This is a genomic window from Sulfurovum indicum, assembly GCF_014931715.1.
GTDB lineage: Bacteria > Campylobacterota > Campylobacteria > Campylobacterales > Sulfurovaceae > Sulfurovum > Sulfurovum indicum.
On sequence record NZ_CP063164.1, the window covers coordinates 1,843,713 to 1,866,985 of the forward strand.

Annotated in this window: 26 protein-coding genes; 2 read left to right on the top strand and 24 right to left on the bottom strand. The window is 42.7% G+C overall.

Features of this window, described 5'->3' with window-relative positions; translation table 11 throughout:
* Window positions 1–35: 35 nt before the first annotated feature.
* The 10 genes from IMZ28_RS09075 to IMZ28_RS09120 all read right to left on the bottom strand — a co-directional run bounded on the left by IMZ28_RS09075 (window position 36) and on the right by IMZ28_RS09120 (window position 10,413).
* Window positions 36–926, bottom strand: a complete 891-nt coding sequence (locus tag IMZ28_RS09075) for a YfdX family protein (RefSeq protein WP_197548290.1) — start codon at window positions 924–926, stop codon at window positions 36–38.
* Window positions 927–1,101: 175 nt separating this feature from the next.
* A complete protein-coding gene (locus tag IMZ28_RS09080) occupies window positions 1,102–1,770 on the bottom strand; it encodes a Crp/Fnr family transcriptional regulator (RefSeq protein ID WP_197548291.1) in 669 nt (222 codons plus the stop codon).
* A gap of 17 nt (window positions 1,771–1,787) precedes the next feature.
* Window positions 1,788–2,543 carry a tRNA pseudouridine(65) synthase TruC gene (truC, locus tag IMZ28_RS09085; protein WP_197548292.1) on the bottom strand — a complete coding sequence of 252 codons (756 nt, stop codon included), beginning with the start codon at window positions 2,541–2,543 and terminating at the stop codon, window positions 1,788–1,790.
* Window positions 2,543–3,676, bottom strand: coding sequence for a non-hydrolyzing UDP-N-acetylglucosamine 2-epimerase (wecB, locus tag IMZ28_RS09090; protein WP_197548293.1), 1,134 nt, complete (start codon window positions 3,674–3,676; stop codon window positions 2,543–2,545). The genes truC and wecB overlap by 1 nt, the downstream gene beginning before the upstream one ends.
* A 12-nt stretch (window positions 3,677–3,688) precedes the next feature.
* A complete protein-coding gene (locus IMZ28_RS09095) occupies window positions 3,689–4,597 on the bottom strand; it encodes a YaiO family outer membrane beta-barrel protein (protein ID WP_197548294.1) in 909 nt (302 codons plus the stop codon).
* Window positions 4,598–4,608: 11 nt separating this feature from the next.
* Window positions 4,609–5,535, bottom strand: coding sequence for a glucosidase family protein (locus tag IMZ28_RS09100; protein WP_197548295.1), 927 nt, complete (start codon window positions 5,533–5,535; stop codon window positions 4,609–4,611).
* On the bottom strand, window positions 5,528–7,363 hold the full coding sequence (locus tag IMZ28_RS09105) for a polysaccharide deacetylase family protein (RefSeq protein WP_197548296.1): 1,836 nt from the start codon (window positions 7,361–7,363) through the stop codon (window positions 5,528–5,530). The genes IMZ28_RS09100 and IMZ28_RS09105 overlap by 8 nt, the downstream gene beginning before the upstream one ends.
* Window positions 7,360–8,394: a bactofilin family protein gene (locus tag IMZ28_RS09110; protein ID WP_197548297.1), complete on the bottom strand. Its 1,035-nt coding sequence runs from the start codon at window positions 8,392–8,394 to the stop codon at window positions 7,360–7,362. Before IMZ28_RS09110 ends, IMZ28_RS09105 begins: the two co-directional genes overlap by 4 nt.
* Window positions 8,387–9,661, bottom strand: a complete 1,275-nt coding sequence (locus IMZ28_RS09115; protein WP_197548298.1) for a glycosyltransferase — start codon at window positions 9,659–9,661, stop codon at window positions 8,387–8,389. Before IMZ28_RS09115 ends, IMZ28_RS09110 begins: the two co-directional genes overlap by 8 nt.
* Complete coding sequence (locus IMZ28_RS09120; RefSeq protein WP_197548299.1) at window positions 9,649–10,413, bottom strand: hypothetical protein; 765 nt, start codon at window positions 10,411–10,413, stop codon at window positions 9,649–9,651. Before IMZ28_RS09120 ends, IMZ28_RS09115 begins: the two co-directional genes overlap by 13 nt.
* A gap of 188 nt (window positions 10,414–10,601) precedes the next feature.
* On the opposite strand from IMZ28_RS09120, the gene IMZ28_RS09125 reads away from it, so the two are divergent.
* Together IMZ28_RS09125 and smpB are read left to right on the top strand one after the other, a co-directional pair.
* Complete coding sequence (locus tag IMZ28_RS09125) at window positions 10,602–12,281, top strand: CotH kinase family protein (protein WP_197548300.1); 1,680 nt, start codon at window positions 10,602–10,604, stop codon at window positions 12,279–12,281.
* Between the two features lie 84 nt (window positions 12,282–12,365).
* Window positions 12,366–12,827, top strand: coding sequence for an SsrA-binding protein SmpB (gene smpB / locus IMZ28_RS09130; protein ID WP_197548301.1), 462 nt, complete (start codon window positions 12,366–12,368; stop codon window positions 12,825–12,827).
* Window positions 12,828–12,863: 36 nt separating this feature from the next.
* Here smpB and IMZ28_RS09135 read toward each other — a convergent pair whose 3' ends face one another.
* From IMZ28_RS09135 to IMZ28_RS09200, 14 genes are all read right to left on the bottom strand, one after another.
* Window positions 12,864–13,775 (bottom strand): hypothetical protein, encoded by a 912-nt coding sequence (locus IMZ28_RS09135; protein WP_197548302.1) that lies wholly within the window; start codon window positions 13,773–13,775, stop codon window positions 12,864–12,866.
* Window position 13,776: 1 nt separating this feature from the next.
* Window positions 13,777–14,352, bottom strand: a complete 576-nt coding sequence (locus IMZ28_RS09140; protein ID WP_232087466.1) for a hypothetical protein — start codon at window positions 14,350–14,352, stop codon at window positions 13,777–13,779.
* Between the two features lie 682 nt (window positions 14,353–15,034).
* Window positions 15,035–15,394 (bottom strand): 50S ribosomal protein L19, encoded by a 360-nt coding sequence (gene rplS / locus IMZ28_RS09145; protein WP_197548303.1) that lies wholly within the window; start codon window positions 15,392–15,394, stop codon window positions 15,035–15,037.
* Window positions 15,384–16,079, bottom strand: a complete 696-nt coding sequence (gene trmD, locus IMZ28_RS09150; RefSeq protein WP_197548304.1) for a tRNA (guanosine(37)-N1)-methyltransferase TrmD — start codon at window positions 16,077–16,079, stop codon at window positions 15,384–15,386. The genes rplS and trmD overlap by 11 nt, the downstream gene beginning before the upstream one ends.
* Before the next feature lie 358 nt (window positions 16,080–16,437).
* Window positions 16,438–16,965: a ribosome maturation factor RimM gene (gene rimM / locus IMZ28_RS09155; RefSeq protein ID WP_197548305.1), complete on the bottom strand. Its 528-nt coding sequence runs from the start codon at window positions 16,963–16,965 to the stop codon at window positions 16,438–16,440.
* A gap of 10 nt (window positions 16,966–16,975) precedes the next feature.
* On the bottom strand, window positions 16,976–17,218 hold the full coding sequence (locus IMZ28_RS09160) for a KH domain-containing protein (protein ID WP_197548306.1): 243 nt from the start codon (window positions 17,216–17,218) through the stop codon (window positions 16,976–16,978).
* 5 nt (window positions 17,219–17,223) lie between these two features.
* Window positions 17,224–17,454 carry a 30S ribosomal protein S16 gene (rpsP, locus tag IMZ28_RS09165; protein ID WP_197548307.1) on the bottom strand — a complete coding sequence of 77 codons (231 nt, stop codon included), beginning with the start codon at window positions 17,452–17,454 and terminating at the stop codon, window positions 17,224–17,226.
* A gap of 177 nt (window positions 17,455–17,631) precedes the next feature.
* Complete coding sequence (locus tag IMZ28_RS09170) at window positions 17,632–18,006, bottom strand: sel1 repeat family protein (RefSeq protein ID WP_197548308.1); 375 nt, start codon at window positions 18,004–18,006, stop codon at window positions 17,632–17,634.
* 3 nt (window positions 18,007–18,009) lie between these two features.
* On the bottom strand, window positions 18,010–19,368 hold the full coding sequence (gene ffh / locus IMZ28_RS09175; RefSeq protein WP_197548309.1) for a signal recognition particle protein: 1,359 nt from the start codon (window positions 19,366–19,368) through the stop codon (window positions 18,010–18,012).
* Window positions 19,369–19,434: 66 nt separating this feature from the next.
* Complete coding sequence (locus tag IMZ28_RS09180) at window positions 19,435–20,172, bottom strand: RluA family pseudouridine synthase (RefSeq protein WP_197548310.1); 738 nt, start codon at window positions 20,170–20,172, stop codon at window positions 19,435–19,437.
* 63 nt (window positions 20,173–20,235) lie between these two features.
* Window positions 20,236–20,532, bottom strand: a complete 297-nt coding sequence (locus tag IMZ28_RS09185; protein WP_197548311.1) for a DUF167 domain-containing protein — start codon at window positions 20,530–20,532, stop codon at window positions 20,236–20,238.
* The gene (waaA, locus tag IMZ28_RS09190) at window positions 20,522–21,691 is read right to left on the bottom strand and encodes a lipid IV(A) 3-deoxy-D-manno-octulosonic acid transferase (protein WP_197548312.1); all 1,170 of its coding nucleotides are present in this window, start codon (window positions 21,689–21,691) and stop codon (window positions 20,522–20,524) included. Before waaA ends, IMZ28_RS09185 begins: the two co-directional genes overlap by 11 nt.
* 67 nt (window positions 21,692–21,758) lie before the next feature.
* Entirely contained in the window at window positions 21,759–22,478 is a 720-nt protein-coding gene (locus tag IMZ28_RS09195; RefSeq protein WP_197548313.1) for a zinc ribbon domain-containing protein, read from the bottom strand.
* Between the two features lie 41 nt (window positions 22,479–22,519).
* Window positions 22,520–23,248, bottom strand: a complete 729-nt coding sequence (locus IMZ28_RS09200; protein WP_197548314.1) for a Nif3-like dinuclear metal center hexameric protein — start codon at window positions 23,246–23,248, stop codon at window positions 22,520–22,522.
* Between the last annotated feature and the right edge of the window lie 25 nt (window positions 23,249–23,273).

Sequence of the window (23,273 nt, forward strand, 5' to 3'; positions counted from 1 at the left end):
TCTCTCATTTTCAATGCTACCTAAGTTGCATTTGTTTACTTTTCACTGAAAGAAATGACCTTTGATTTGAACTCTTTGAGTTTCTCCGTCAATGATTCAAAGAGTTTTTCTGCTTTATTTTTGCCTTTGATCTCTTTTTGTACTTCTTTTATCTTTTCATGGAGCATTTTATATGTCGTTGCACTTTCACTCACGTAGCCAAGCTTTTCTGCTACATCCAATGCATCTGATGCTGCATCCAGATACTTCAGTGCTCGTTCTTTGTCCTCTTTCGCAATGCGTGATGCTGCATTGATCAAATCTGCACTTTCAAGCAGCGGAATAGGCACGATCTCTGTTACTTCGGTAAAGGTACTCAAAGCGATATAAAGCACCTCCTTTGCTTTCTCAGGTTTGTTGTCATGCACATATTGTGCTGCCAGCTTCAGCGCATCCGGATAAGAGGCAAGCGGCAGGCTCAACACAGTAATATCGATCTCGCTCACCAGCGGGATCATCAGTGCTCTTGCCTCCTGTACCTTTCCGTCATCAAGCATCTTTTTGACTCTTTTAAGTGTGATATCAACATCCTTTGCCGTACCGACGAACTCCTGTACTCTGATCAGATTATTGACCGGCAGAAGTTTTGGCGCATCTTTGGCTGCCAGGATCACTTCCAGTTTACCCAGTGCTTTTTCCAGATCTTCCGTTGCCTTTTTGGCATCTTTGTGCTCCAGGTCGATCACTGCACGCTGTGCAAACTTTAATGACTCAATTGCTTCTGCTGCAAGCTTTTTCTGATGATTCCTTGCATCCTCTTTGGCATTACTGATCGCAATCTCTTTAACCTCTTTTACCGTTGCATCTTTGGCTGCCTGCTCTTTGGCAATACCTGCCGTTCCCAACAAAAGTGATGCTGTGATTGCCGAAAGTAGTAGCTTTTTCATCATTGACTCCTTGTATCTGAAGTTATTGTGCAGTTTATTACCGTACCAATTAAATACCTCAATTTTTTGAGGTATTTAGTCGGTGCGGTAATAGTGTAAGCGACTAAATCATAATAAAATTATAGGGAGCTGTATGAAATGTTGAATGCAACAAAAGTTGCATTTTGAAAAAATTTTAGAAAAGATTTATTTTGTCAAGCAGTTTATTTGCATCAAGGATCTGTACATTCTTGTTCTTCGTTTCTATCATCCCCTCTGCTTTCAATGCTTTGAGGTGACGCTCTACTACATGACGTACCGTACCAATAAGTTTCGCGATCTCTGAATTGGAAAGTCCCTGGATAAGCTTGTATTTAAGCCTGTTGTTGGGATCCAGGTTCTGCAAAAGGAGTTTTATGAGACGTTCAGAAGTAGAATAGAGGGAAAGATCGGTTGCCAGCTCTTCCATATGACGCATCTGCTGTGCCAGATAAGGGAAAAACATACGATTGAACGACTCATTGGTACGCAAGAGTTCTCTGACCTCTTCTATGGGCAGCTGCATTACTTCAGAATCTTCCAGTGCTTCATACATCACATCATGGGCCTGCCCGTCAAGCAATACAATAGTATCAAACATATCACCTTCTCTTAAAATGAAAACTGTCTGCTCTTTTCCATTGTTAAAGTTCAATTGATAACTTTTGATCCTTCCGCTTAAAACAATATAAAAGTAGTGCAGCAGCTCATCTCCGCTAAAAAGTGTTTCTCCTTTTTTAAAAGAGAGCCGCTTGGTATAACGGCTGATCTCATTTTGTGCGTGGTTGTCCAAATTGTAAAACGGTACGACTTTATCAGGAAGCACGCAACTCCTTTTTTGGTTTAGTTTCTCATATCTAATTCTATCCCATTCCAGCCAAATATTTGCAATACTCGTTCAAAATATGTATCAAATCCTGCCTCTATAAGAAGAGACTCTTCTGTTACCGGATGCAGCAGTCTCATCCGGTATGCATGCAGAAGCAGACGATGTACATCAAATTTCTCTCTGAAAAGTCTGTTGTGCTCTCCCCGGCCATGTTTGGTATCTCCCACGATAGGATGGGAAATATGCTTCATATGACGGCGCAGCTGATGCTTTCTGCCGGTTTTCGGGTATAGCGATACCAAAGAGTAGCGTGCCGCAGGATATCTGCCTACCTGATAAGGCAACTCTACCGTAGCAAACCGTTCATACTCCGTCAGTGCCTCCTGCTCCTCTTTGGTAATACCGGATTTTTTCTGGGCTTTGGTATCGAGCATCTGTTTTAAAGGATGGTCTATAAGCCCTTTCTCCCGGATATACCCTCGGACCACCGCCAGATACTGTTTCTCTACTTCCCCGTTCCGGAAAGCTTCTGAGAGCTTTTGTGCGACCGTCTCATCCAATGCAAAAAGCAGTACACCCGATGTCGGTTTATCCAAACGGTGTACCGGATAGACATACTGCCCTATCTGATCACGTACCTCCTGCAGTGCAAAGCGTGTCTCATGTCTGTCTATGGGAGAGCGGTGTACCAGCAAACCGGAGGGTTTGTTCACTGCAACGATATACGGGTCCCTGTAGAGGATTTTCAGACAACAGGACTTATCGGACATTACAGATGTGCTTCAATAAATGCTGCAATTCTCTCCGAAGCCTTGCCGTCTCCGTAAGGATTGTGTGCCTGACTCATTAAGAGATACTGCTGCGGATCATCCAATACTCTTTGTGTCTCTCGGACTATTCTCTCTGTATCGGTACCGACCAGTCGTACTGTACCGATCTCCACTGCTTCCGGACGCTCAGTCTCATGCCGCATCAAAAGTACCGGTTTTCCAAGACTCGGAGCCTCTTCCTGTATCCCCCCGCTGTCTGTCAATATCAGGTAGGCATGGTACATCAGATAGATGAATACTTCATAGTCTAACGGATCCGACAGATAGATATTCTCTATACCACTCAACATTTGCTTTACCGGTCCCTGCACATGAGGATTCAAGTGTACCGGATATACGATGTCAATACCGGGATTGCTTAATGCCAATGTTCTGATCGCTTCACAGATATGGATAAAACCTTCACCAAAATTCTCACGCCTGTGTCCCGTGACCAGAATAAACTGCCGCTTGCCGAAAACCGGATAGGCAGCTTTTATCTTTGCAACGATCTCTTCACGCAATCTGCTTTCCTCTTCAATATGACGAAGCGTCATAAAGAGTGTATCTATCACCGTATTGCCTGTCACAACGATCTTCTCTTCGGCTATTCCGCTTTTTAGAAGATTCTTTTTAGCCTGCAGCGTGGGTGCAAAATGATACGTTGCCAGTACCGCTACCATTCTCCTGTTTCCCTCTTCCGGCCAGGGGCTGTAGATATCTCCCGTACGAAGCCCGGCTTCCACATGACCTACGGATATTTTCTGATAGAATGCAGCCAGTGCTGTGATCGAAGTGGTCGTTGTATCACCATGTACCAGAACAAGGTCCGGCATATACTCCTGCAGTACCATTTTCATTTTCAGAAGAATACGTGAAGAGATATCATAAAGATCCTGATCAGGCTGCATGATATCAAGATCAAAATCCGGTTCGATCCCAAACAAAGCCAAGACCTGATCAAGCATCTGACGATGCTGTGCGGTCACACACAGTTTGACTTCAACTTTTCCGCATAACTGCAAAGCCTTGACAACGGGAACCATTTTAATTGCTTCAGGCCTGGTCCCAAAAACCACCAATATTTTTTTCAAATACAATCCTGTTTAAAATTCTTGAAAATAACCTATTCTGAAATTATACTTATCATATTCATTTTCTAAATTAAAATACCCTGTTTCTGCGTAAAATCCACTATCTTCATCCAGCCATTTTCGATATTTCAGGTAGACAGCAACCGTGTTCTGCTCTATCTGCTGATAATCCGGTGTAATGGTAGAGAGATAAGAGGGGTTGCCAAATGCAACATCAACATAGACCCACTGGTCTTTCTCATGTCCGACACCCAGGCTGATAATATGTGAGGTAGAGTTGATTGAACCGGGATCACTCCGGTTGAAAAAGATCCGATAACCTATATTGTAGTCGGCAGAATAGTAGGTAACCCCCAATGAACCGATGAAATCTTCATGTTCATCATGCTGATTGATATAAGCCAACCCTACCAGTCCGACAATATTTTTCTTCTCTCCAAAAAGATAGTTGAACTCATGATCTATCCTGAACGAAGGAAGATATATACTGTCTGTTCCGGCTGAGATCTGCGTATAGGTATAAAATCGTTCCATCCAGCCCTTATAAGCTCCGACCGCACCGAGAAAGCCGTTTCCTTCCACACGTGTTATCGCACTTCCCTGATACAGCAGTGTCAGATCATTCGATATCTTGTCGTAATAACGAAAATTCAAAGCTGTCCAGTCCTCATAGATACTGTAGGGGTCCAGATAGTCGTAGGAGATATCTACTTCAAGCCTGTCGTTTGGAAATCCAAAATTGATCTCTTCAATATCTTTTTGTGTACTTAGCTCTTCTGCCAGGGTACTGCGTTGCACCTCAACAGCATTACGATAGAGTGAATCACCCTGAAAAGCTTCTGCAGATATACTTGCTGCTGCAATACATACTGCGAGCCTCATGCCTCTTGATATAAAACTTTTTTTTACTGCTTTCTCCATAATCATACCTTTCAGAGATTGTTCTTCAGAGCAAAAGCTTTTGCCCGTTCAAAAATGATCAACTGTTCCATAGCGATCTTCGGATCATGGCCACTGACATATTTACCTCCCCTCTCTTGACGGAAGGCTTCCATATTGACTGCCTTCCTGTGGATCAGAGCTTTGATCTTCTGCCATAAGTTTTGAGCCGTCTCTTTACTCATCTGCTCACCCCAAAATGCCAAAATATGCATCTGTGCGAACATATCCGGATAAAAAACACTCTCAACACTTTCGTACCGTTTGTCCCCCTCTTTTGCCCAAGCAAAAAGACCGGAGGAACTATTGTATAACTGACTGAGTATAGCACTTTTAAGCTCATTTTGAAATGAAGTATACGCTTTGATCTGCTGATTCTCATCCTCTCTTCCAAACACTCTGGCAAGAGAGATATAGGCTTTCAGCCCCATCCATGACTCCACGTTATCCATAAGATATTTGATTTGATAGTTTTTAAACGGTAAAGCCTTTACCAATCCGTCACTGCTGTCACGAAGATGATAGATCAGATAAACCGTATCTTTCAAAGCAGGAAATATCTTTTCAATAAACTGTTTGTCCCCACTCTTTTCATAATAGTCTGCAACCAGATAAAGGAACATGCCTGCATATCCGTCTGCAGAATCATATCGTGCATAGGAGTACTCCTTACCATCATGAAGATCGATACTGTAATCATAAACCGTTCCGCTGACTCCGAAACAGTCTATTCTGTTTATATGGTCAACATACCATTGTATAAACCTCTTTACCATATCATTATGGCCTCCATATCTCAACAGATCCAATGCATAGATCATAGTCATATAGGGAGAGACCCTATTCTTTTTCTCCAATGGAATGAACTTTTCATTGATAGCAAGCAGCGGATGGTTCTGGTATGAAAAAAGCCTACTCATACCTAAAAACCATATGATAGTCAGTACTGTTAGTTTCTGTCGGTACATAATAGTATAATTCATCCTTCTTGACTGTAGCAGGCAACTTTAGCGTTCTGTTCAAATACTGTTTTGGAACGGCTATCACCATTGATCCCACCCCCTCTTTTGAGCTGAGACCGATATCCAGTACACCATCATGCCAGCGGATCATTTTCTGTGTATTGATCAGACGCAAAAGAAAATCCCTAAAATAACTCATCGTCTCTACATTCAGTTCTCCATGTTCCTGTTTTGCAATACAGTAATCTATAAATTGTTTTGCTGCATTTTTATAGGGACCACGATAAATATCATACGGATGGGTATAAAAGAGTCTGACAACACGATTTTTAACTGTATAATCAACCAACTCCCGCAACATATCTGCGACATCCTTATCTGACACTTTCCCTTTGTCAAACTCATACAGGGATGCCTTGTTTCCGTATACAGCTACAGGAAAGGCAATGATATTTCGTGAAAGCATTTTGTTCTGATAGAATGTTCTGTTTGGAGAAGAACCGATATCTCCTGTATAATAGTAACTCTCCATACCAAGCGAGGCCAGTATCTCAACCGATTCCGGCTGGGGAAATACACCATTTGGAGCAGAATACTCTTTTATGGGATAGCCGGTGATCTTTTCAAGAGCCCTGTTGTTTATCTCAATATTCTTTTTAATCCCTTCCTTATCCAGTTTTCCTTTCTGTATACGATCGGCAAACCCGTTATGAAGCCAGCCTCCATGTGATCCTATGATGCCAAAACGCATTAGATCTTCTACAATCTTGTGTCCTTTTCCTTCAGCATCAAATCCGGCATTATCTCCCGGCACATAACAGTCTGGACCTGCCGTAATGTGAATAGAATACTTCAGTTTTGACGTAATATATCCATGGGTGATGAACCAGGGAAGTGAAGCATGTTCTTCATTGGAGTCAATATGCAGATTAAGTACAAGACCCCCTTTTGCATCAGGAGATGATACGATATGGGGAACCTTTACCATTTTGAACAAAAATGTTCTTAACACACTTCTTAAAAGCAGATCGTCACCGTTACCTTTCAAGGATGCCAGAGGAAGATTTACAAAAAGCAGCTCTCCTTTTCCGATATGCCTGCCTGAGAGAAGAGGTACTTTCTTCTTTGGTCCCTTTCCTGTGGCATAGATCCGGGATTCTTCTGTCTCCACCGTATACATATATGCATACGTATAGGTCAGTGTACCGTATCTATATCCTGTAATGTTATTGTTCTCATCACATTTCCCCCGGGGGATTCCAAAATAATCAGCATCCTCTCGGCTGCTGAAAGTCACCGGACCATACAGAAAAACATCTCTGCTCTTTTTATTTTCAACTACTCTTTTGATGCCGGCAAGCTTATCAAAAAGTGCGCCCTCATACCTGTATTTATTCTCTCTGTTCTGACTCCCCGCATCAGAAGCCAGCTGAACAGATCCACCCGCTTTGATATAGGAGGCTATCCATCCTGCAGTATCGGTACTCAGAACAGCAGCTGCACTGTCGGGATAAATAATTGCCGGTTTGCTTTTAAGTACATCTTCCGGATCGGCTGTAATAAGTTTTGCATTGGAGATGACAAGACAGGGCACCCCCTCTTCTTCAAGAACACTTAAAAATGCACGGACACCAAGGCTCTCCTTTTCCCCCTCCCCATATACAATAACAACTGCTGTCTGATCATTGATCAGACGGTCAACTTTTGCCTGTTCCTGATAGGTATAGACTCCGATCAACACGGTCCCTATGATCAAAAAGATACCATACAGAAACTTTTTGGTCATTTCACCTCTCCAACCTCATCGGTCAGAAGATAATTAAAAATGGCTACATGCTCAGCCAGCGTGATCATCTTTTTCGATATAACCGATTTTGGATGTTCACTTGTCCCGATTTGGGTATAAGAGTCTATCTCAATGGATGTTCTGGAGAACAGGTTGCCGACCACAAAACAGTTCTTCCCTATCTTTATGCTCCCTTCTGCAATAATATTGCCGTCTATAAAACAGTTGTCTCCCACCTCCACATCCCCATTTGATTTGATATTCCCGAATATCTTCGTATTCTGTTCCAGCATTAAATAGCCCTGTGTCACCAGAGAGTGGAACAGTATCGTATCTTTCTTGAGTGTATATTTCTTATCCGGTACATAGAGAAGATTCTCATCAATGCTTGGCTCGTCCAGGTGCTCTTCCCTTATGCCTTCAAGGTTTTTTCTAAAAGAGAAAGTATGGGATGTCAGAACCGGATACCCGTATAAGCGGCGGAAACTGACGCCTTTCTCCAAATGCATTGTACTCGTGCTGCTGGCTATATTGATGTGCGAATACCTGCCCACAGTAATTGTACTCTCCGAATCGATCCATCTGACAATACAGTTCTCCTCTCCGAGTATCAGCTTCTTTTGTGATTTGATCACCCTGGCATAACAGCGGTTTCCAAACTCCAGTTCATCTCGGGAGATCACCTCTCTTTCAAACCGTGATCCGTCCGGTACCTTTGCTTTACCGACAATATAGACCATATCCTTATAGAGAGATCTGTGAAATGTCTCTCCTACAACCTCCAGTTTACCAAGTTTCTTACTATTGAGAATTTCCCCCGGCTTTAATACCTTGTCACCAAAAGAGTCATGAAAGTACTGATCGAAATATTTTGCAATTGCCCTGGGATCTTTGGTATATTCCAGATTTACCGGCAACGGTTCATATCCTTTTCTGTCCCATACGGCATAGATAACCGGAGCCAACGGGATCAACATCAATATGATCGCACCAAGAGTGTACTCCAAAAGAAGGATATCAACACTATTCATAACGCTCTCCTCTTTGACGTCTTTTCGTTTTATCCCACTCGGGCTCGCTTTTACGGAAAAGGTCTTTTACAGCATCCCAAAACCCCAAACTTACATACAGCATATAGAATACAAAGTTAAATGCAAACATAGGAATAAGCCGTAAAGCTTTTGTTCTGCCGTCTATAAAGTTCGCTACACCGATCTGAAAAAACGGGGCAAAGTTTCCAAATGCCCCAAGTGATACAATAAAGAGTAAAAAAACTATACCTGCAAATATCTCCAGATTGCCGGAGAGGAACAGTACTACAGAGCTCAAGATCCCCAGGAAAAGCAGCGTAGGAAGCATATAGATAAAGATCAACAGAAGTCCGTCCAGCTTTTTTCTGAAACTCAAATATCTGGATGTCAGCAGCGGGACAAGATATTTGAACATGACCTGGTTATGTCCCCTTGCCCATCTTCTTATCTGTTTTGCTCTGTCAATCCAGTTCTCAGGCATCTCTTCATAACACTCAGCACGATTCGCATACGCTACATGCCAACCGTTTAGGTACATCTTGTAAGTAAGCTCCGTATCCTCGGCCAATACCTTCGGATCGAATCCTCCCATTTTAAGTAGAGCCTCCTTTCTGTATGCACCTACAGTTCCGCCATACTGTGGGATCAGATCCATATTGTAACGTGCCTGCTGATCAACCTGGTAGCCGCCGGAACGTTCAAGTTCCAGCATCATCGTCAGCATATTGGTCCCACAGTTCTCAACCAGAACTCTTCCCATCACAGCTCCCACTTCCGGGTCTTTAAATCCGATGACAAGTTCTCTGATAATCCCGTCCGGCGGCTGATAGTCTGCATCAAAAACGACAATGATCTCACCTTTGGCAACATTCATTGTGTCATTAAGACTGTTCGCTTTCCCCGGTTTTTCATCCTCACTCAGCCGGTGGTATGGCCTGATATGGTCATATTTGGCAGCATAACTCTCAAGGATCTCTTTTGTGCCATCATCAGAATGGTCATTGACAGGAATGATTTCAAGTTTCTCTCTTGGATAGTCACTCGAAACCAGTCTGTCAAGTATCTGTTTTGCAACCAATTCTTCATTTTTCATGGGTATCACTACCGTTACCATCGGAACATCCTTGTCCAAAATATCCTGATAGTAGAGCTTTTGTTCACCGAAGAGTCGATTGTAGGTAAATATGAAGTGTCTGATCATATAGAGTGTCACAATTATAATGAATATAAGCAAATATATTTTTAAAACAGGGATTACCACTTCCATTCTTCATCCTTTTTTTGAAATAAAACAGCACTTTTATAGAGAAAATAACTATACGCGGATACAAAGAAGATAAAATCCAGATAGAGTGTAAAGAACATAATTGGCGCCATCACAATTGAGAGCTGTGAAGTCAAAAGCACAACCAAAGCATACCGTACAAGACTGTAGAACATATAGTAGCCCACCAGCAAAACAAGTGTCATACCCTTCATCCAGTATGCTGCCGGGGTCAGTGCTACTGCCGATGCGGTGATCACGAATGAAAAGAACATCAATCCTATGTGTGCCGTTGTATAAAGTTCAAAATACTCAATAAACGAATAGGGAAACTGCCCCCCCAGGAATATAAAGTAGAGAAGAAAAACAATGAAGATCAGAATGAAGAAGTTGAGCCACATAGCAATATTGTAGGGGATCACTCTCTGTATACGCAAAATATAGAACAATATGACCATTCCTGCCAATATAAAGAAAAGATAGATTGGCTGTGTATGCACAAAGGAGAGCTTTAGCAGGGTAACCGGAAAACCAAAAATATCTACAACTGTTGTAGCTGCATCAATATTCGCTTCCAAAAGTACATTTTTGAAATAGAGGGAAAATGTATTGATAAGATACTTTGCATAGAGATATACTGCTGCAGCGGAAAAGAGAAAATAGACAAGTAGTTCGGAAAAAAAGTGCAACTTGCTTATTTTTAACCGTCTGTATGATCGATGTGGAATAATATTCTGAGCCTTACACTTTTGCATCTCTGCCTCCTTACTCTAAAATATTATAGCATAACTAATCATTTTTTTTTACTAATTTAATAAATAATCTTAATAAATAAAAAAGTATTCTTCTGCTATAGTTAAAAAAAGCGGGTAACCAAAACTGCAGAAACAGGCTCTGACAGTATGGAGTTACCCTGACAGATAGGTGTCAATAAGGTATCATCATGAAATATTTATTCATTTTTATCACCTCAGTCTTTATCCTCGTCGGGTGTGGCGGAGGGGGAGACTCGGACGGCTCGATCTATCCGCGCAGCGAAACCATTACCATATACCCGGCAGCCAACCTTCCAAAACTATATTACCTTCCCTCCTTTGAGCTTAACGGAACACTGCAGTATCATCTTGATACGACTGTAACCGAAGGAAATGTCTCACTCATTGATCAACTATCGGGTCTTATCTCCTACCAGGCAAAAGATGAAAATACCACTTCGGATCAGTTTCTCTATACCGTTAGCGACAACAGTACGGGACAGATCAATGTGACAGTTCAGCTTTCAATAGGAGCGATCCCTGTAACGATAAACGGTACAGAAGAGAATAACTTCAGCTCCAATTTGCCGCTTGTTATCGTCGATACAGGTGACCAGTCGATCCCGGATGAGCCGAAGATAAAAGGAGGGATGGCCGTCATTGAACCTGACCCGACAACAGGCAGGACATCTCCGCACATGTCAGCTCAGTACAGTGGACATATTGCCATTGAGATCAGGGGAAGCTCTTCCCAAATCTATCCTAAAAAACAGTACAGTGTCGATACCGAGACATGGAACGGAGAGGATGATGACATCCCGCTCCTGGGAATGCCGGCAGAACATAAATGGATCCTCTATGCACCCTATGCAGACAAGTCTCTGATGCGAAACTATCTTGCCTATCACAAAAGCAGGGAGATCAATTCAACGCAGTATTATGCCGTACGTTCCCACTTCGTGGAACTGCTGGTACGAGAAGAGGACCACTACCGGTATGATGGAGTTTATGTCCTTATGGAAAAGATCAAACGCGATGCGAACCGTCTTGATCTTGCAAAACTGACAGAAACAGAGAATCAGTTGCCGGACATTACCGGCGGATACATCTTCAAACAGGATGGGGACCCCGATCCGGATGAAGATATATTTGCCGGGATCACAGGCACACGCTTTATCTATGTCTACCCTAAAAGCAGCAAGATCACCGAAGACCAGAAGTTCTACATAGAAAACTATGTACAGACTTTTGAATATGCACTGGATGCAAACGACTTTAACGATACAGCCTCGTCAAACTATTATGGCAATTTTATCAGCGAAGAGGATTTTATCGTCCACTTTCTCTCCAGAGAGTTCTTTATGGATGTCGATACCTGGCTTTTTAGTGAATATCTCCATAAGGACAAGGATGCGAAGCTGGCACTGAGTGCTGTCTGGGACTTTAATGCCGGCATGGGGAACAATGATTTCCGTCTTAACGGAACAACACAGGGGTGGGTTTATGATATCATGCGTACAGACTACCCTGAAAAGGCCCTCAGGAAATGGCTGGACCGCCTTATGAGCGATCCAGCCTTCAGACAGAAGGTCAAAGATAAATGGAGCAGCCTTAGAAGCACCATCTGGTCTGATGCCAACTTGACGGTATTTATCGACAATACCAAAGCCATGCTCGATGAGTCTGCCGCAAGGAACTTCCAACGGTGGCCGGAAGTACTCGGTCAATATGTCTGGCCTAACAGAATGGCCTGTGATGACGGCGGTATACCGGTCTACTGTCCGACCTTTGAACGTGCAGTCAATGAACACCTAAAGAGCTGGCTGCTTGAACGTGCCGTCTGGATCGATACCAATCTCACAAACTAATATTCACCAAAGCAGAAGAGAAACATTTCCCATTTCTTCTTCTTTGTGATTATGCTATAATGCCAACCAAAAAGGATCTGCCTTTTGGCTATTAATATCGTTGCACAGAACAAAAAAGCCAGACACGATTATGAGATACTCGAAAAGTTCGAAGCAGGTATCGTACTGCAGGGGAGCGAGGTCAAAGCACTGCGTGCCAAACGCGCCAACCTCAATGATGCCTTCTGCCGTTTCATTCAGGGAGAACTCTACCTGATGAATGCTCACATCGCCGAACTTGAAACAACCAACCGCCATTTTGCCAGAGACAGCAGAACACCCCGTAAACTGCTGCTGCATAAAAAAGAGCTTCTGAAACTACATAACAAAGTACACAAAGACGGTCTGACCATAGTACCTCTGATGATCTATTTCAACGAACGTAACTTTGCAAAGGTAAGTATCGCGGTCGCCAAAGGAAAGAAACTGCATGACAAACGCGCAGACCTTAAAGCAAAAACACTTGACAGAGAAGCTAAAGCGGCAATGAAAAACCGTTCCTTCTGAAACTTTTATCAGGTGGTGCTGTACCCACACAACACTCTATGCTCTACGCTTCCTCATCCTATGATAGAGAGAAACCCCTCTTTTTTTCTTTTTTTTTCTCTGTATCCTTTTCTCTATCAACTCTCTGTGCCTGTTCGGTTCAAATCTTCTTAGTTCTCTCAGCTGCATATAAAGCGGTACTTTTTTATAGCCGATAAACCGGTAGATCATTTGACGTGTTTTTTTCAGAAGCCACCGAAGCCCCTGACGGAGAGGATGGTGAAAGATCCTCCCTGCCCATGCATCAAACAACTGCAATACAACCCGTACGGTACGATAGATCCAACGGATACTCTTTGTCAGGAACGGGACCTTCTCCAGCCAGCTGAAGAGCCATGAAAAGAGGATTACTTCCATAATAGGTGCAAGCCAGCTTCCCCAAATATAGTCAGTAAAAAAGTACATCACTGCAGTACCTGTTCTCAATACAGCAGCAAGCAGCAGGCTCCATACCTTTGCAACAAATACTTTAATGGCAAGCATCACTCCCATGAATTTACCGATATACCCTAATGATCCCAAAAAAGCAAAAGCAGCAATGATCTTCTTGCTGAGTGGAAATCGGATGAAATTATTTTTGATATGTTCAAAAAGACGTTTGAGGTCATGCCTGATATGATCTAAAAAGTGTATTTTGAAATGGTAACTGAAAACACGTTCTACCAGATACCTTTTACCCAATCCTGTAGCTGAAAGCAAAAGTATTTTTTTCACAAAGAGTTTCAAAACAAATTTTCCCTTGACGAGAAAAAAAGCAGCAAGTATGGCTGCTATGTTCTCTTTTGCCAGAAAGAAGAGTTCGCTGAAATAACATACTGTCTTCTCATAGAGTGGTTTTGTCCCCAGAGTAAGCACTGCCAAGATGACAAAGAGTGTAAAAAACCAGAACCAGACGGGTCGTTTTCCCATTTTATCTCTTTAATACCTGTTTAATGCCGGAGTAAAGCTTTTTCATTTTTGCAATAAAGGGAGAATCCTGGGAAAAATACTTTCTTTTAAATACTCTGAAATGCTCTTTGGTCTTTTTGAGCCTTTTCATCGTATTTTGGTATATCTCTAACGATTTCAGCCAGTCTATGGCGATCATAGTCTTTTCATATATCCACCTGAACCATCCAAACTGCATCAGTTTCTCTTCGGTCACACGGAACATCCAGAAAGTAAACGCAGCAATGGGTATCTTGCTTGCATAGATCGTTATGCCAAGTAGTAATTTACCGCTGACAAACAGCACACCGGCATAAATACCCAACAGTTCAACAAAGACCAGCATCAGAACGAAGATCACCAGTATGGCCGTTGCATTTACCTTTTGAAGCCACGCCTCAATCTTCTCAAGCGCCTTAAGCGAATGCACCCAGGTATAGAAAGGCTTTGCAATCCCCTCCCAGATGATCTCTTCAAAAACAATGAAGATGAGTACAAAAAGCAGTTGTACAAGTGTAATAAGTTTTTGTTTCACTGTATTGCGCATTTTCTCTTCCATTAGAAATATAGAAAAATATTATAGTGGATTAGTGATTAGTTATGGGTGTGTACATTTGAAGGGTGATAGTGACAGTGGATAGTGACAGTGATAGTGGATAGTGACAGTGATAGTGGATAGTGGATAGTGATAGTGATAGTGGATAGTGATGGTTTTTAATTACTGTAATTATTACTCCCCCATCAAATAACCCGCAAGTTTGAGAGAACGAGACGAGGTGAGATGTGCGTGAAAAAATATGAAGGACTACCCGTAGGTAATTCAAAGATTTTTTTGCGTGCAGGTCGCCTCGTCTCGTTCTCCCCGAAGGGTGTAGCACTTTCGCCCATACTTGTATCTTCAGGTAAGCGATACATCTAGTATCACTTACTTGAAGATATTGTTAGATTTTCTTGAATTCGCTTTGGCGAGTCCTGCAAAAATCTGCCTTGATTATGAACGAAATTGCAGCATCAAACATTCGGGTTATTTAATGGGGGAGTAATAAAGATTGAACATCGTTTGGAAAATAAGAGGTCTCGTTTAAAGGTTTGGATAAAGAAGCTTACTGTTTTTGAAAATAGATGATTTCATTTTAGTTTGCTTTAGATTTTTTTGGGGGGGGGAGTGTCTTGAAGGAGCTTACATTTCAGCAAATGACTGAAACACTCCTCCAAAGATGAAGTAAAATAGAACGAAAGAACTATTTTCTGCGGAGCTCTTTAATTCTGGCAGCCTTGCCTTTAAGCTCTCTAAGGTAGAACAGCTTCGCTCTTCTTACTCTACCGCGTCTGAGTACTTCAATACTCTCGATAGATTCAGAGTAGAGTGGGAAGATTCTCTCAACACCTACAGAGTTGGCACCGATCTTTCTTACGATGAATGTTCTGCCGGTCCCCTGACCTCTGATCGCGATACAGAGACCCTCATAGTTCTGTACTCTTGTTTTGTCACCCTCTTTAATTCTTACTGCAACTCTGAGTGTATCACCAGCTCTGAATTCAGGAATATTTTTACCTTCCAACTGTGCTTTTTCAAAGCTCTCAATGTATTTATTTCTCATCTGTTATACCTTTTTTGTATAAGTCTGGTCGGAAATACTTCGTTTTGCACAAAGCCAACCCTCTTTTTAAGTCCGTGACTTTACTATGATTACCCTTTAAGAACTCTGAAATCACTGCATTATCTTCATAAATATTCGGTTTGGTAAAGGATGGAGCTTCCAGCAGTGGTGACTCAAAACTCTCAACCTCCAAAGAGTTTGCATTTCCCAAAACCCCTTCCACATTCCGGCTGATCGCATCACAAAGGACCATGCTTGCCAGCTCTCCACCTGTCAAAATATAATCTCCTATAGAAAAAACTTCATCCGCATTCGCCTCGATGACACGTTCATCTATCCCTTCATACCGTCCGCTGACCAATACCACATGTTCCATATTTGAAAGACGTTTGGCATCGTTCTGCGTAAAACGTTTTGCTACAGGTGTAAGAAATACGATATGTGCTTTAGGGGAGGTCTCCTTAAGGTTGCGAAGCATATCCATCAGAGGCTGAGGAGTCATCAGCATACCTGCACCTCCGCCGATCATCGGTGCATCGACACGGTTATGCCTGTCTTTGGTATAATCTCTGGGATTCCTGTAATCGATACGTATTTTCCCCTCATTGACAGCTCGTCCCAGAATACTGTCAGAAAAGTACTCTTGAATAAGTTTGGGGAAAAGTGTTACAAACGTAAAGCGCATTTTAAGCCTTTCTATAAGTTTAATCTATCTGTTCAATATGACTTCAACACATGAAACTCTCGTAACCACACTTCTTCTAACGATACCGCTTTAGTATTTTCAGGATACAAAGATTATATCAATACAACTATTTTAACTCTTTTAGCTATCCTATACACAGATGAGTGTGATTTTCAATACTCTATCGACCCTATGCTGAGAATAGCCTTTATTCTATACTTCTACACCCCGAATTTAAATCTGGAACTGCTAAAGAATTAGCTGTATGAATGAGGTGAAATTGAACTTATGCTTTGTATAGGCAAGACTGAGAGAAAAAGTATGAGAAGCATAGCTTTTTTGGTTCAAAGAAGAACGGTTAACTAGCCTCCAGTATGTCTTTGGCATCTTTGGTATAAACTATTTTTTCTTCTGTATCTGTTTTGATGATATAACGGTCTATATAGGGAAGTAAAAAGTTTTTAGTCAATCCGGCTTCAACCAGAACATCATCTGTCTTTATAGAGAGGTAGTCTGTATCTGCCATACGCTGGATATCTTCTATAATACCCAATACTTCATCATCCTGTTTAACTGTACAGCCAATAACTTCAAACCAGAAATGTTCACCTTCATTCAAGTTGCAATTCTCTTTGGTCTGCTCTTTGGTGGCGTAAAGTTTGGTATTTGTAAGTTTTTTTGCTGAATCGATATCCTCATAACCTGAAAACCGTACCGTTCCGCGCTTTATATTTACATCGGAAATAGTAAGCTCACCACGTGAACTCTGAAAGGTCGCACCAATTTTGAATTGTTCAGGAAAGTCCGTATGAAGATGAAATTTAAGATCGCCCCAGAGTCCGACTGTTCGCCCTATCTGAGCAATAAAAAAACGTTCTTGTGGCATTGTCGTTGTCTTAATCCGCTGATTTGACGTTGACACGGTAGTTCTTACCGCCTTTTGCTTTACAGCCTGAGATGACTGTTTTGATTGCATTGATCATTCTTCCTTCTTTTCCAATGAGCTTCCCGATATCTTCTCTGTTTGCAAATATCGTGATCTCATCGAACCCTTCATCTCTCTCTTCGATCTCAATAGAGATATCATCAGGATGGTTAACCAGCAGTGTGGTATAGGTTAGAAGGAAATCTCTGACCATTAAGACTATTTTTTACCTGCTAGTCTTTTTACGGTGTCACTCATTTGGGCACCAACGCTCAACCAGTAGTTGAGTCTCTCTTCGTCGATCGTAAGATCTTTGTTCGCAGATACAGGATTGTAGTGGCCAATAGACTCGATCCAGCCACCATCTCTTCTTTTTCTGCTGTCTGTTACTACGATTCTGTAAAACGGCTTCTTTTTTCTACCCATTCTTGTCATTCTGATCACTGTCATTGTATATCCTTTAGTATGTTTCTTAATTTTGCTTTGATACGCGTCTGAGGAAAACGCTGTATCTTCATCACAAGTCCTGACAACTGCTTTTTAATGACTAAAGCACTCATCAAGACTTTTGGAACGCAATTATACCCAAATATTTTTTAAGCTTTTATAAAAGTATGGGAGAACTTGCTACGGAAAGTAGCTGCAGACATCCTCTTTTCCCAATTGGCATGCTTTTTGGATATACGCTTTTCCTCTGGCCCTGTCCCGCTCTATTTTTGCCCACTCGTCTCCGTAATAGAGTGTCATTCCCGAAAAAAAGCAGCCATCTTCATCATTCAGTTCACACGCCTTTTGGGCATAAAAAAGCGCCTTCCTCAGGTCGAGTGTGATCCCTGGTACAAATGTATGCCTGGTAGGAACATAATAGTAGTACATTCGTGCACACGCCGCGCCGTTCCCCGCTTCACATTTGGCTTTGGCCGCGTTGAACTGTTCAATTGTATCGACCCCAAAAAGAGGAGAGAGAGAAAAGAGGAAGAAAAACAGTTTCGGGAAAGACATCGTCTATCTTGGCATACCGGGGAAGCCACCGCCGCCCTGCATCTGCTTCATCATATCCTGCATCTGCTTCATGCCGCCTTTGCCTGAGAGTTTCTTGGCCATTTTCGCTGCACTTTTGAACTGCTTAAGCACACGATTGACCTGTACCTGGTCAAGTCCCGCACCTGCTGCAATACGACGCTTTCTCATATTAGTAAGGAGATCAGGATTTTCCCGCTCCTTCGGTGTCATTGAGGCAACCATTGCTTTGATCATTTTGATCTCTTTGGAGTTCTCAAGATCCATATCACCAAGCTGTTTTGCCATATTTCCCATACCGGGGATCATGCCCATGATGGACTTCATGGAGCCCAGCTTTTTCATCTGCTCCATCTGATCAAGAAAGTCGTTAAAGTTGAACTGCCCCTTCTTGATCTTCTGTGTCATTCTTTTGGCTTCTTTAGGGTCTATCGCTGCTGCCGCTTTCTCTGCCAGAGACTCAACATCCCCCGCACCCATCAAACGGCTTACAATCCTGTCCGCAATGAACTGCTCAAGGTCAGGCATCTTCTCTCCCGCCCCAATGAAACGAAGCGGTACTCCTACCTGCTGTGTAAGTCCAAGGGCTACACCCCCTTTGCTGTCACCATCAAATTTTGTCAGGATCACACCCGTAATACCGACTTTCTCTTTGAAGGTCTGGGCTGTTCTGACGGCATCCTGTCCAGTCATGGCATCTGCAACATAGAAGAGCTCATCCGGCTGTGCCACCTCTTTGACACGTGCAAGTTCATCCATCAGCTCTTCATCGATCGCAAGACGTCCGGCCGTATCAATGAGTACCACATCATAAAGCTCTTTTTCCGCCTTTTCAATTCCTCGTTTGACGATCTCTTCAGGTTTGGCGTTCTCATCTGCAACCAAATCTATATCGATCTGTGATGTGATCTGCCTAAGCTGTTCAACTGCTGCCAGTCTCTGAAGGTCCGCAGCAATGACCAGTACCTTTTTTTTCTTCTGCTCTTTGAGGAAGTAGGCAAGTTTTCCTGTTGTCGTTGTCTTACCTGACCCCTGAAGACCGATCATGAGTACCACAGTCGGCGGTTTGGAGGAGAACGTGAATCCTTTAGGTGCTCCCTCGATCGTCAGAATATCCGTCAGTTTCTCCTGGAGTGCTTTAAGAAAGTTGTCTTTTCCTACCCCGTTCTTCTTCGTTTCGATCTCTACAGAGCTTATAAGATCTTTGACCACTTTATGGTGCACATCTGCCTTGAGCAAAGACTTTTTAAGCTCAGTTGTTGCCTTCTTCAGTGCCTTCTCATCATCGTGAAAACGGATCTTTCCAATGGCATTCTTAAAACTGTCGGTTAATGTATCAAACATTTTCTACCCTACCTGCTAATCTATATTTTTCTCTAATACTGCCGCGATTTTACCCTATTTTAGCTTTTATTTGTAACGAGCGATATCTTTAGGCTCTTTGGCCTCAAACAGATAATCAAAAAGCTTCATTTTTGCCGAGTGCAGAAGAATACGCTTGGACTGGGTACGGCTTCCATACTGTTCATCTCCAACGATCGGATGTCCCACATGTGCCAGATGTACACGTATCTGATGTGTTCTTCCTGTTGTGATCTCAATGTGTACTTTCGACTTCTTCCCCTGTACCTCTTCCGGTTTTACCAGGGTATGTGCCTTCTTTCCGCGTACAGGGTCAATGAGCGAGAAGGCTTTACCTTTTTTAATGGTAAAGATCGGTTCATCGATCTCAATAGGCTCATAAACAACCCCCTCTACCCATGCTACATAATATTTTTCTACTCTTCTGTTCTTAAACTCGTTAATCGCTTTTTTGATGAATGCTTCATTGCGACCAAGCAGCAAGACACCGGAAGTATCACGGTCAAGCCTGTGCAGAAGCTCAGCGCCCTCTATCGCATCCTGAATATCATAACTGTCAACCTGTGCCGGTTTATTCACAGCGATAATGTTCTCATCTTCATACAGTATTTCGATATCTTCGGGGTATTCAATACGGAACTTTGTTTCTGTATTGATCTCCGCTCTGGCGATCTTGACCTTTTTGTCCTCGACATAAACCAATCCCCTGTCTATCAGCTCTTTAGCCTTCTTGTTGGAGATACCTTTCTGTTCTGCAAGTACCTTGTATGCTTTATCTTTTGCCATAATTACCCTCTTTTCATCTCTTTGGTGCTGTGGGAACACAGTACCCTGTATTCTTTATTGCTGTCAACTATCACTTTTCACTGTTTCAAGCCACGCCTGAAACTGCTCTGTTAAAGGAAATTCCACGATCTTTATTTTACTGTTTTGTCCTGTTTTAAACACAATATCACTTTTTGGAACTTTGAAACTTTTAGAGAGGAACTTTACCAACTCTTTGTTTGCCGCACCTTCTACAGCCGGTGCTTTGATGCGTATCTTGATCGCTTCATTTCCATACACTTCACAAAATTCGTTCCTGCTTGCTGCCGGTTGCGCTTTGATGCGCAGGCTTACTTTACCCTCTTTGATCTCACAGAACATTCTTCAGGCTCTCCACAATCGGTAAAATATCTGTTCTCGTATTGATCCTTGCCGGTTTCAGTACTCCGTATTGCAGCAACCTGCGTGAAAGTGCCGAAGCTTCCACCACGGCTATCCCCTCTACTGCTTCAAAAATATCTTTTTGATTGAAGTAGTGGGGACCGGAGATGATCCTGCAGCCGAACTGTGCCGCTTCTGCAGCATTGTGCCCTCCGACAGGTTCAAAGGCACCGCCCAATATAACGATATCTGAAATAGTATAAATATTGACCAGTTCACCTAAAAGGTCAACAACAACAATATCTTTTTCAAATGATTCGTTTTCAGAATAGATCTGCCAGGAGAGTCGTTTCTCTTTGGAGAATCTATCTACCAGGTCAGCCACTTTTCCAAAGCGCTCCGGATGACGCGGCACAACGATCAGTCTGGCATCATCACGCTCTTTTTTCAAGGTTTCAAATGCTTCCAGTATCAGTGCTTCTTCCCCTTCATGGGTACTTGCAGCACAGACAACCAGTCCGGCTGGCTTGCTTAAAGCTTTTGTAGGCGCAGGCAGGGAGGAGAGTTTGATATTGCCTGTTACTGCTACATTTTTTGCTCCCAGGGATTCCAGGCGCTCCTTGTCTAAAGCAGTCTGGGCATATACCTCATCGATATAACTGAATATCTGTCTGTAGAGCCACCCCATCTTCCTGTACTTACCGAAAGAGCGGTCACTCATACGGGCATTGATCAGTATGGTCTTCGCACCGCGTCCCTTGGCCAAAGCAAAAAGCAGATACCAGAACTCCGCCTCCATCACAACCAATGCCTTTTGCGGTTTCAGCCATCTGAACAGCAACGGTTCAAAAGGCAGATACCGGCTCTCTTTGGTATACCCCTCTATCACACTGTAGCCCGTCTGCGTTGTTGTACTCATTCGCAACACCTCATCGGGCAGCGCATCGACCAGGGGTTTGATCGCTTTGGCTTCTCCGAAACTGCATGAATGAAACCAGATCCCGTTAGATTTCAGAGGCTGATTATGCCATAAAAAGAAACGTGCAGGGATCGATTTTCGGTATTTTCTTTTAAAGGAGAAGAGAAAAAGAAAAGGGAGAGCTATCAGATAAAGAAAAATGGAAACAATGGAATAAAAGAAGAAAAATAATCTGTCCACGCTGCCTCCGTATCAGGATGCAAACGGCATCCTTCCCAACGTTCAGCGCTCAGCGCCCAACGCTTTATTACGCCTCTTCAGTCACACTCTCCATATAAAGGATTCTGCCACAGTGAGGACAGTTGACGATCTCATCTGCCTTGATCACCTCTGAGTATGTTTTGTCATTAAGTTTCATATAGCATCCGTAACATGCCTGCTTTTTTACAGGAACAACAGCTGTATTCCCCGCCCAGATACGGATCTTTTCATAAAAAGAGAGAACTTTCTGTTCAATATTTCTGCTAAGCTCTTCTCTTTGGGTAAAAAGCTCTCCTTTGGCGCTTTCTATCTCTGCCTTTTGTGCTGATACCTCTTCATTCACCGTATTGAATGTCTCCTGCAATGCAGCAAGTTTTTCTTCAGCTTCTTTGGCAAGTTCTCTTTTTGTCTCATTGATACCCTGAAGTCTTTCGATCTCTTCATTGGCGAAAGTCATCTTCTCTTTGGCAATATCCTCTTCAAGCGAGAGAGCCTTCATCTCTTTTTCTGTTGAGATCTCTTTGGCTTTTTTTACATTCGCAGCAAGCTGCTCGTTTAGAAGCGTCAACTGCTCTTCATAGGCCTTGATCTTGTCTTCATTCTCATCTATCTCTTTGTTTAACGCATCAAGTTCTGCCTGCGCAGCATCAATCTTTTTCTGTACTTTCACTACCTTCTTGTCTGCTGTTTCAAGCTGAGGGTTGTAACTGTCGATCGCTTTGTCAATCTGTGAAAGTTCTATCAGTTCTTTTAAATGTTTGTTCAATCTCTATCCTTTAAGGGTTTTGAGGGATTAAGCCGTCTCGTTCAAAGTGTTTCAAAATGAAACGGATTTTTAGAATTCGCAATTATAGCCAAAATAGGTAAAACTTTCAATTCAGCCAATAAGATCTCTGCAAAAAATCGTTCACTCTCATAGTGTCCTATCTCTACCATCATCAAGTTTTCACTCATTGCTTTCATCGCATCGTGGTACTTGATGTCACCTGTCAAAAAGCAGTCAGCCTCCACTGCATCGGCAAGAGAAGCTCCCGCTCCCGTCGTTAACGCAATGGAGCGGATGGTCTCTTTTTGGCCAACCACTTTCAGATTCTCAAGTCCCAGTCTCTCTTTGAGGTGGACAAGCAGATCTCTGTAATGCCACTCCCCGGTCGTTTTGCAAATGAAAGGAACTTCGCTTTCAAGCCTGAAGTTCAGTACCTTTTCAAAGACATAACGGTTCAGGTGGGTCTGGTCAAAGTTGGTATGCATCGCAATGAGCGACTGTTTTTTCAAGATCAGTTTCTCTATGAGGTTGGCAGGATATTTGGCAAAATCAAGCTGTGCCAGTTTACCGAAGATCAGTGGATGATGCACCACAAAGAGTGTCCCCTCTTCAGCTTCTTCTATCATCTCAGCGTCAATATCAAGCGAGACCACCACCTGCGGGACCTCTCTGCGCATATCCCCGACGATCAGACCGGAGTTGTCCCATTTCTCCTGAAGTTCGAAGGGGCTGACATTATTTAGAAAGTCATATACTTCTTGTAGTTTCATTATTATTTCCCATATCTTGGGTACC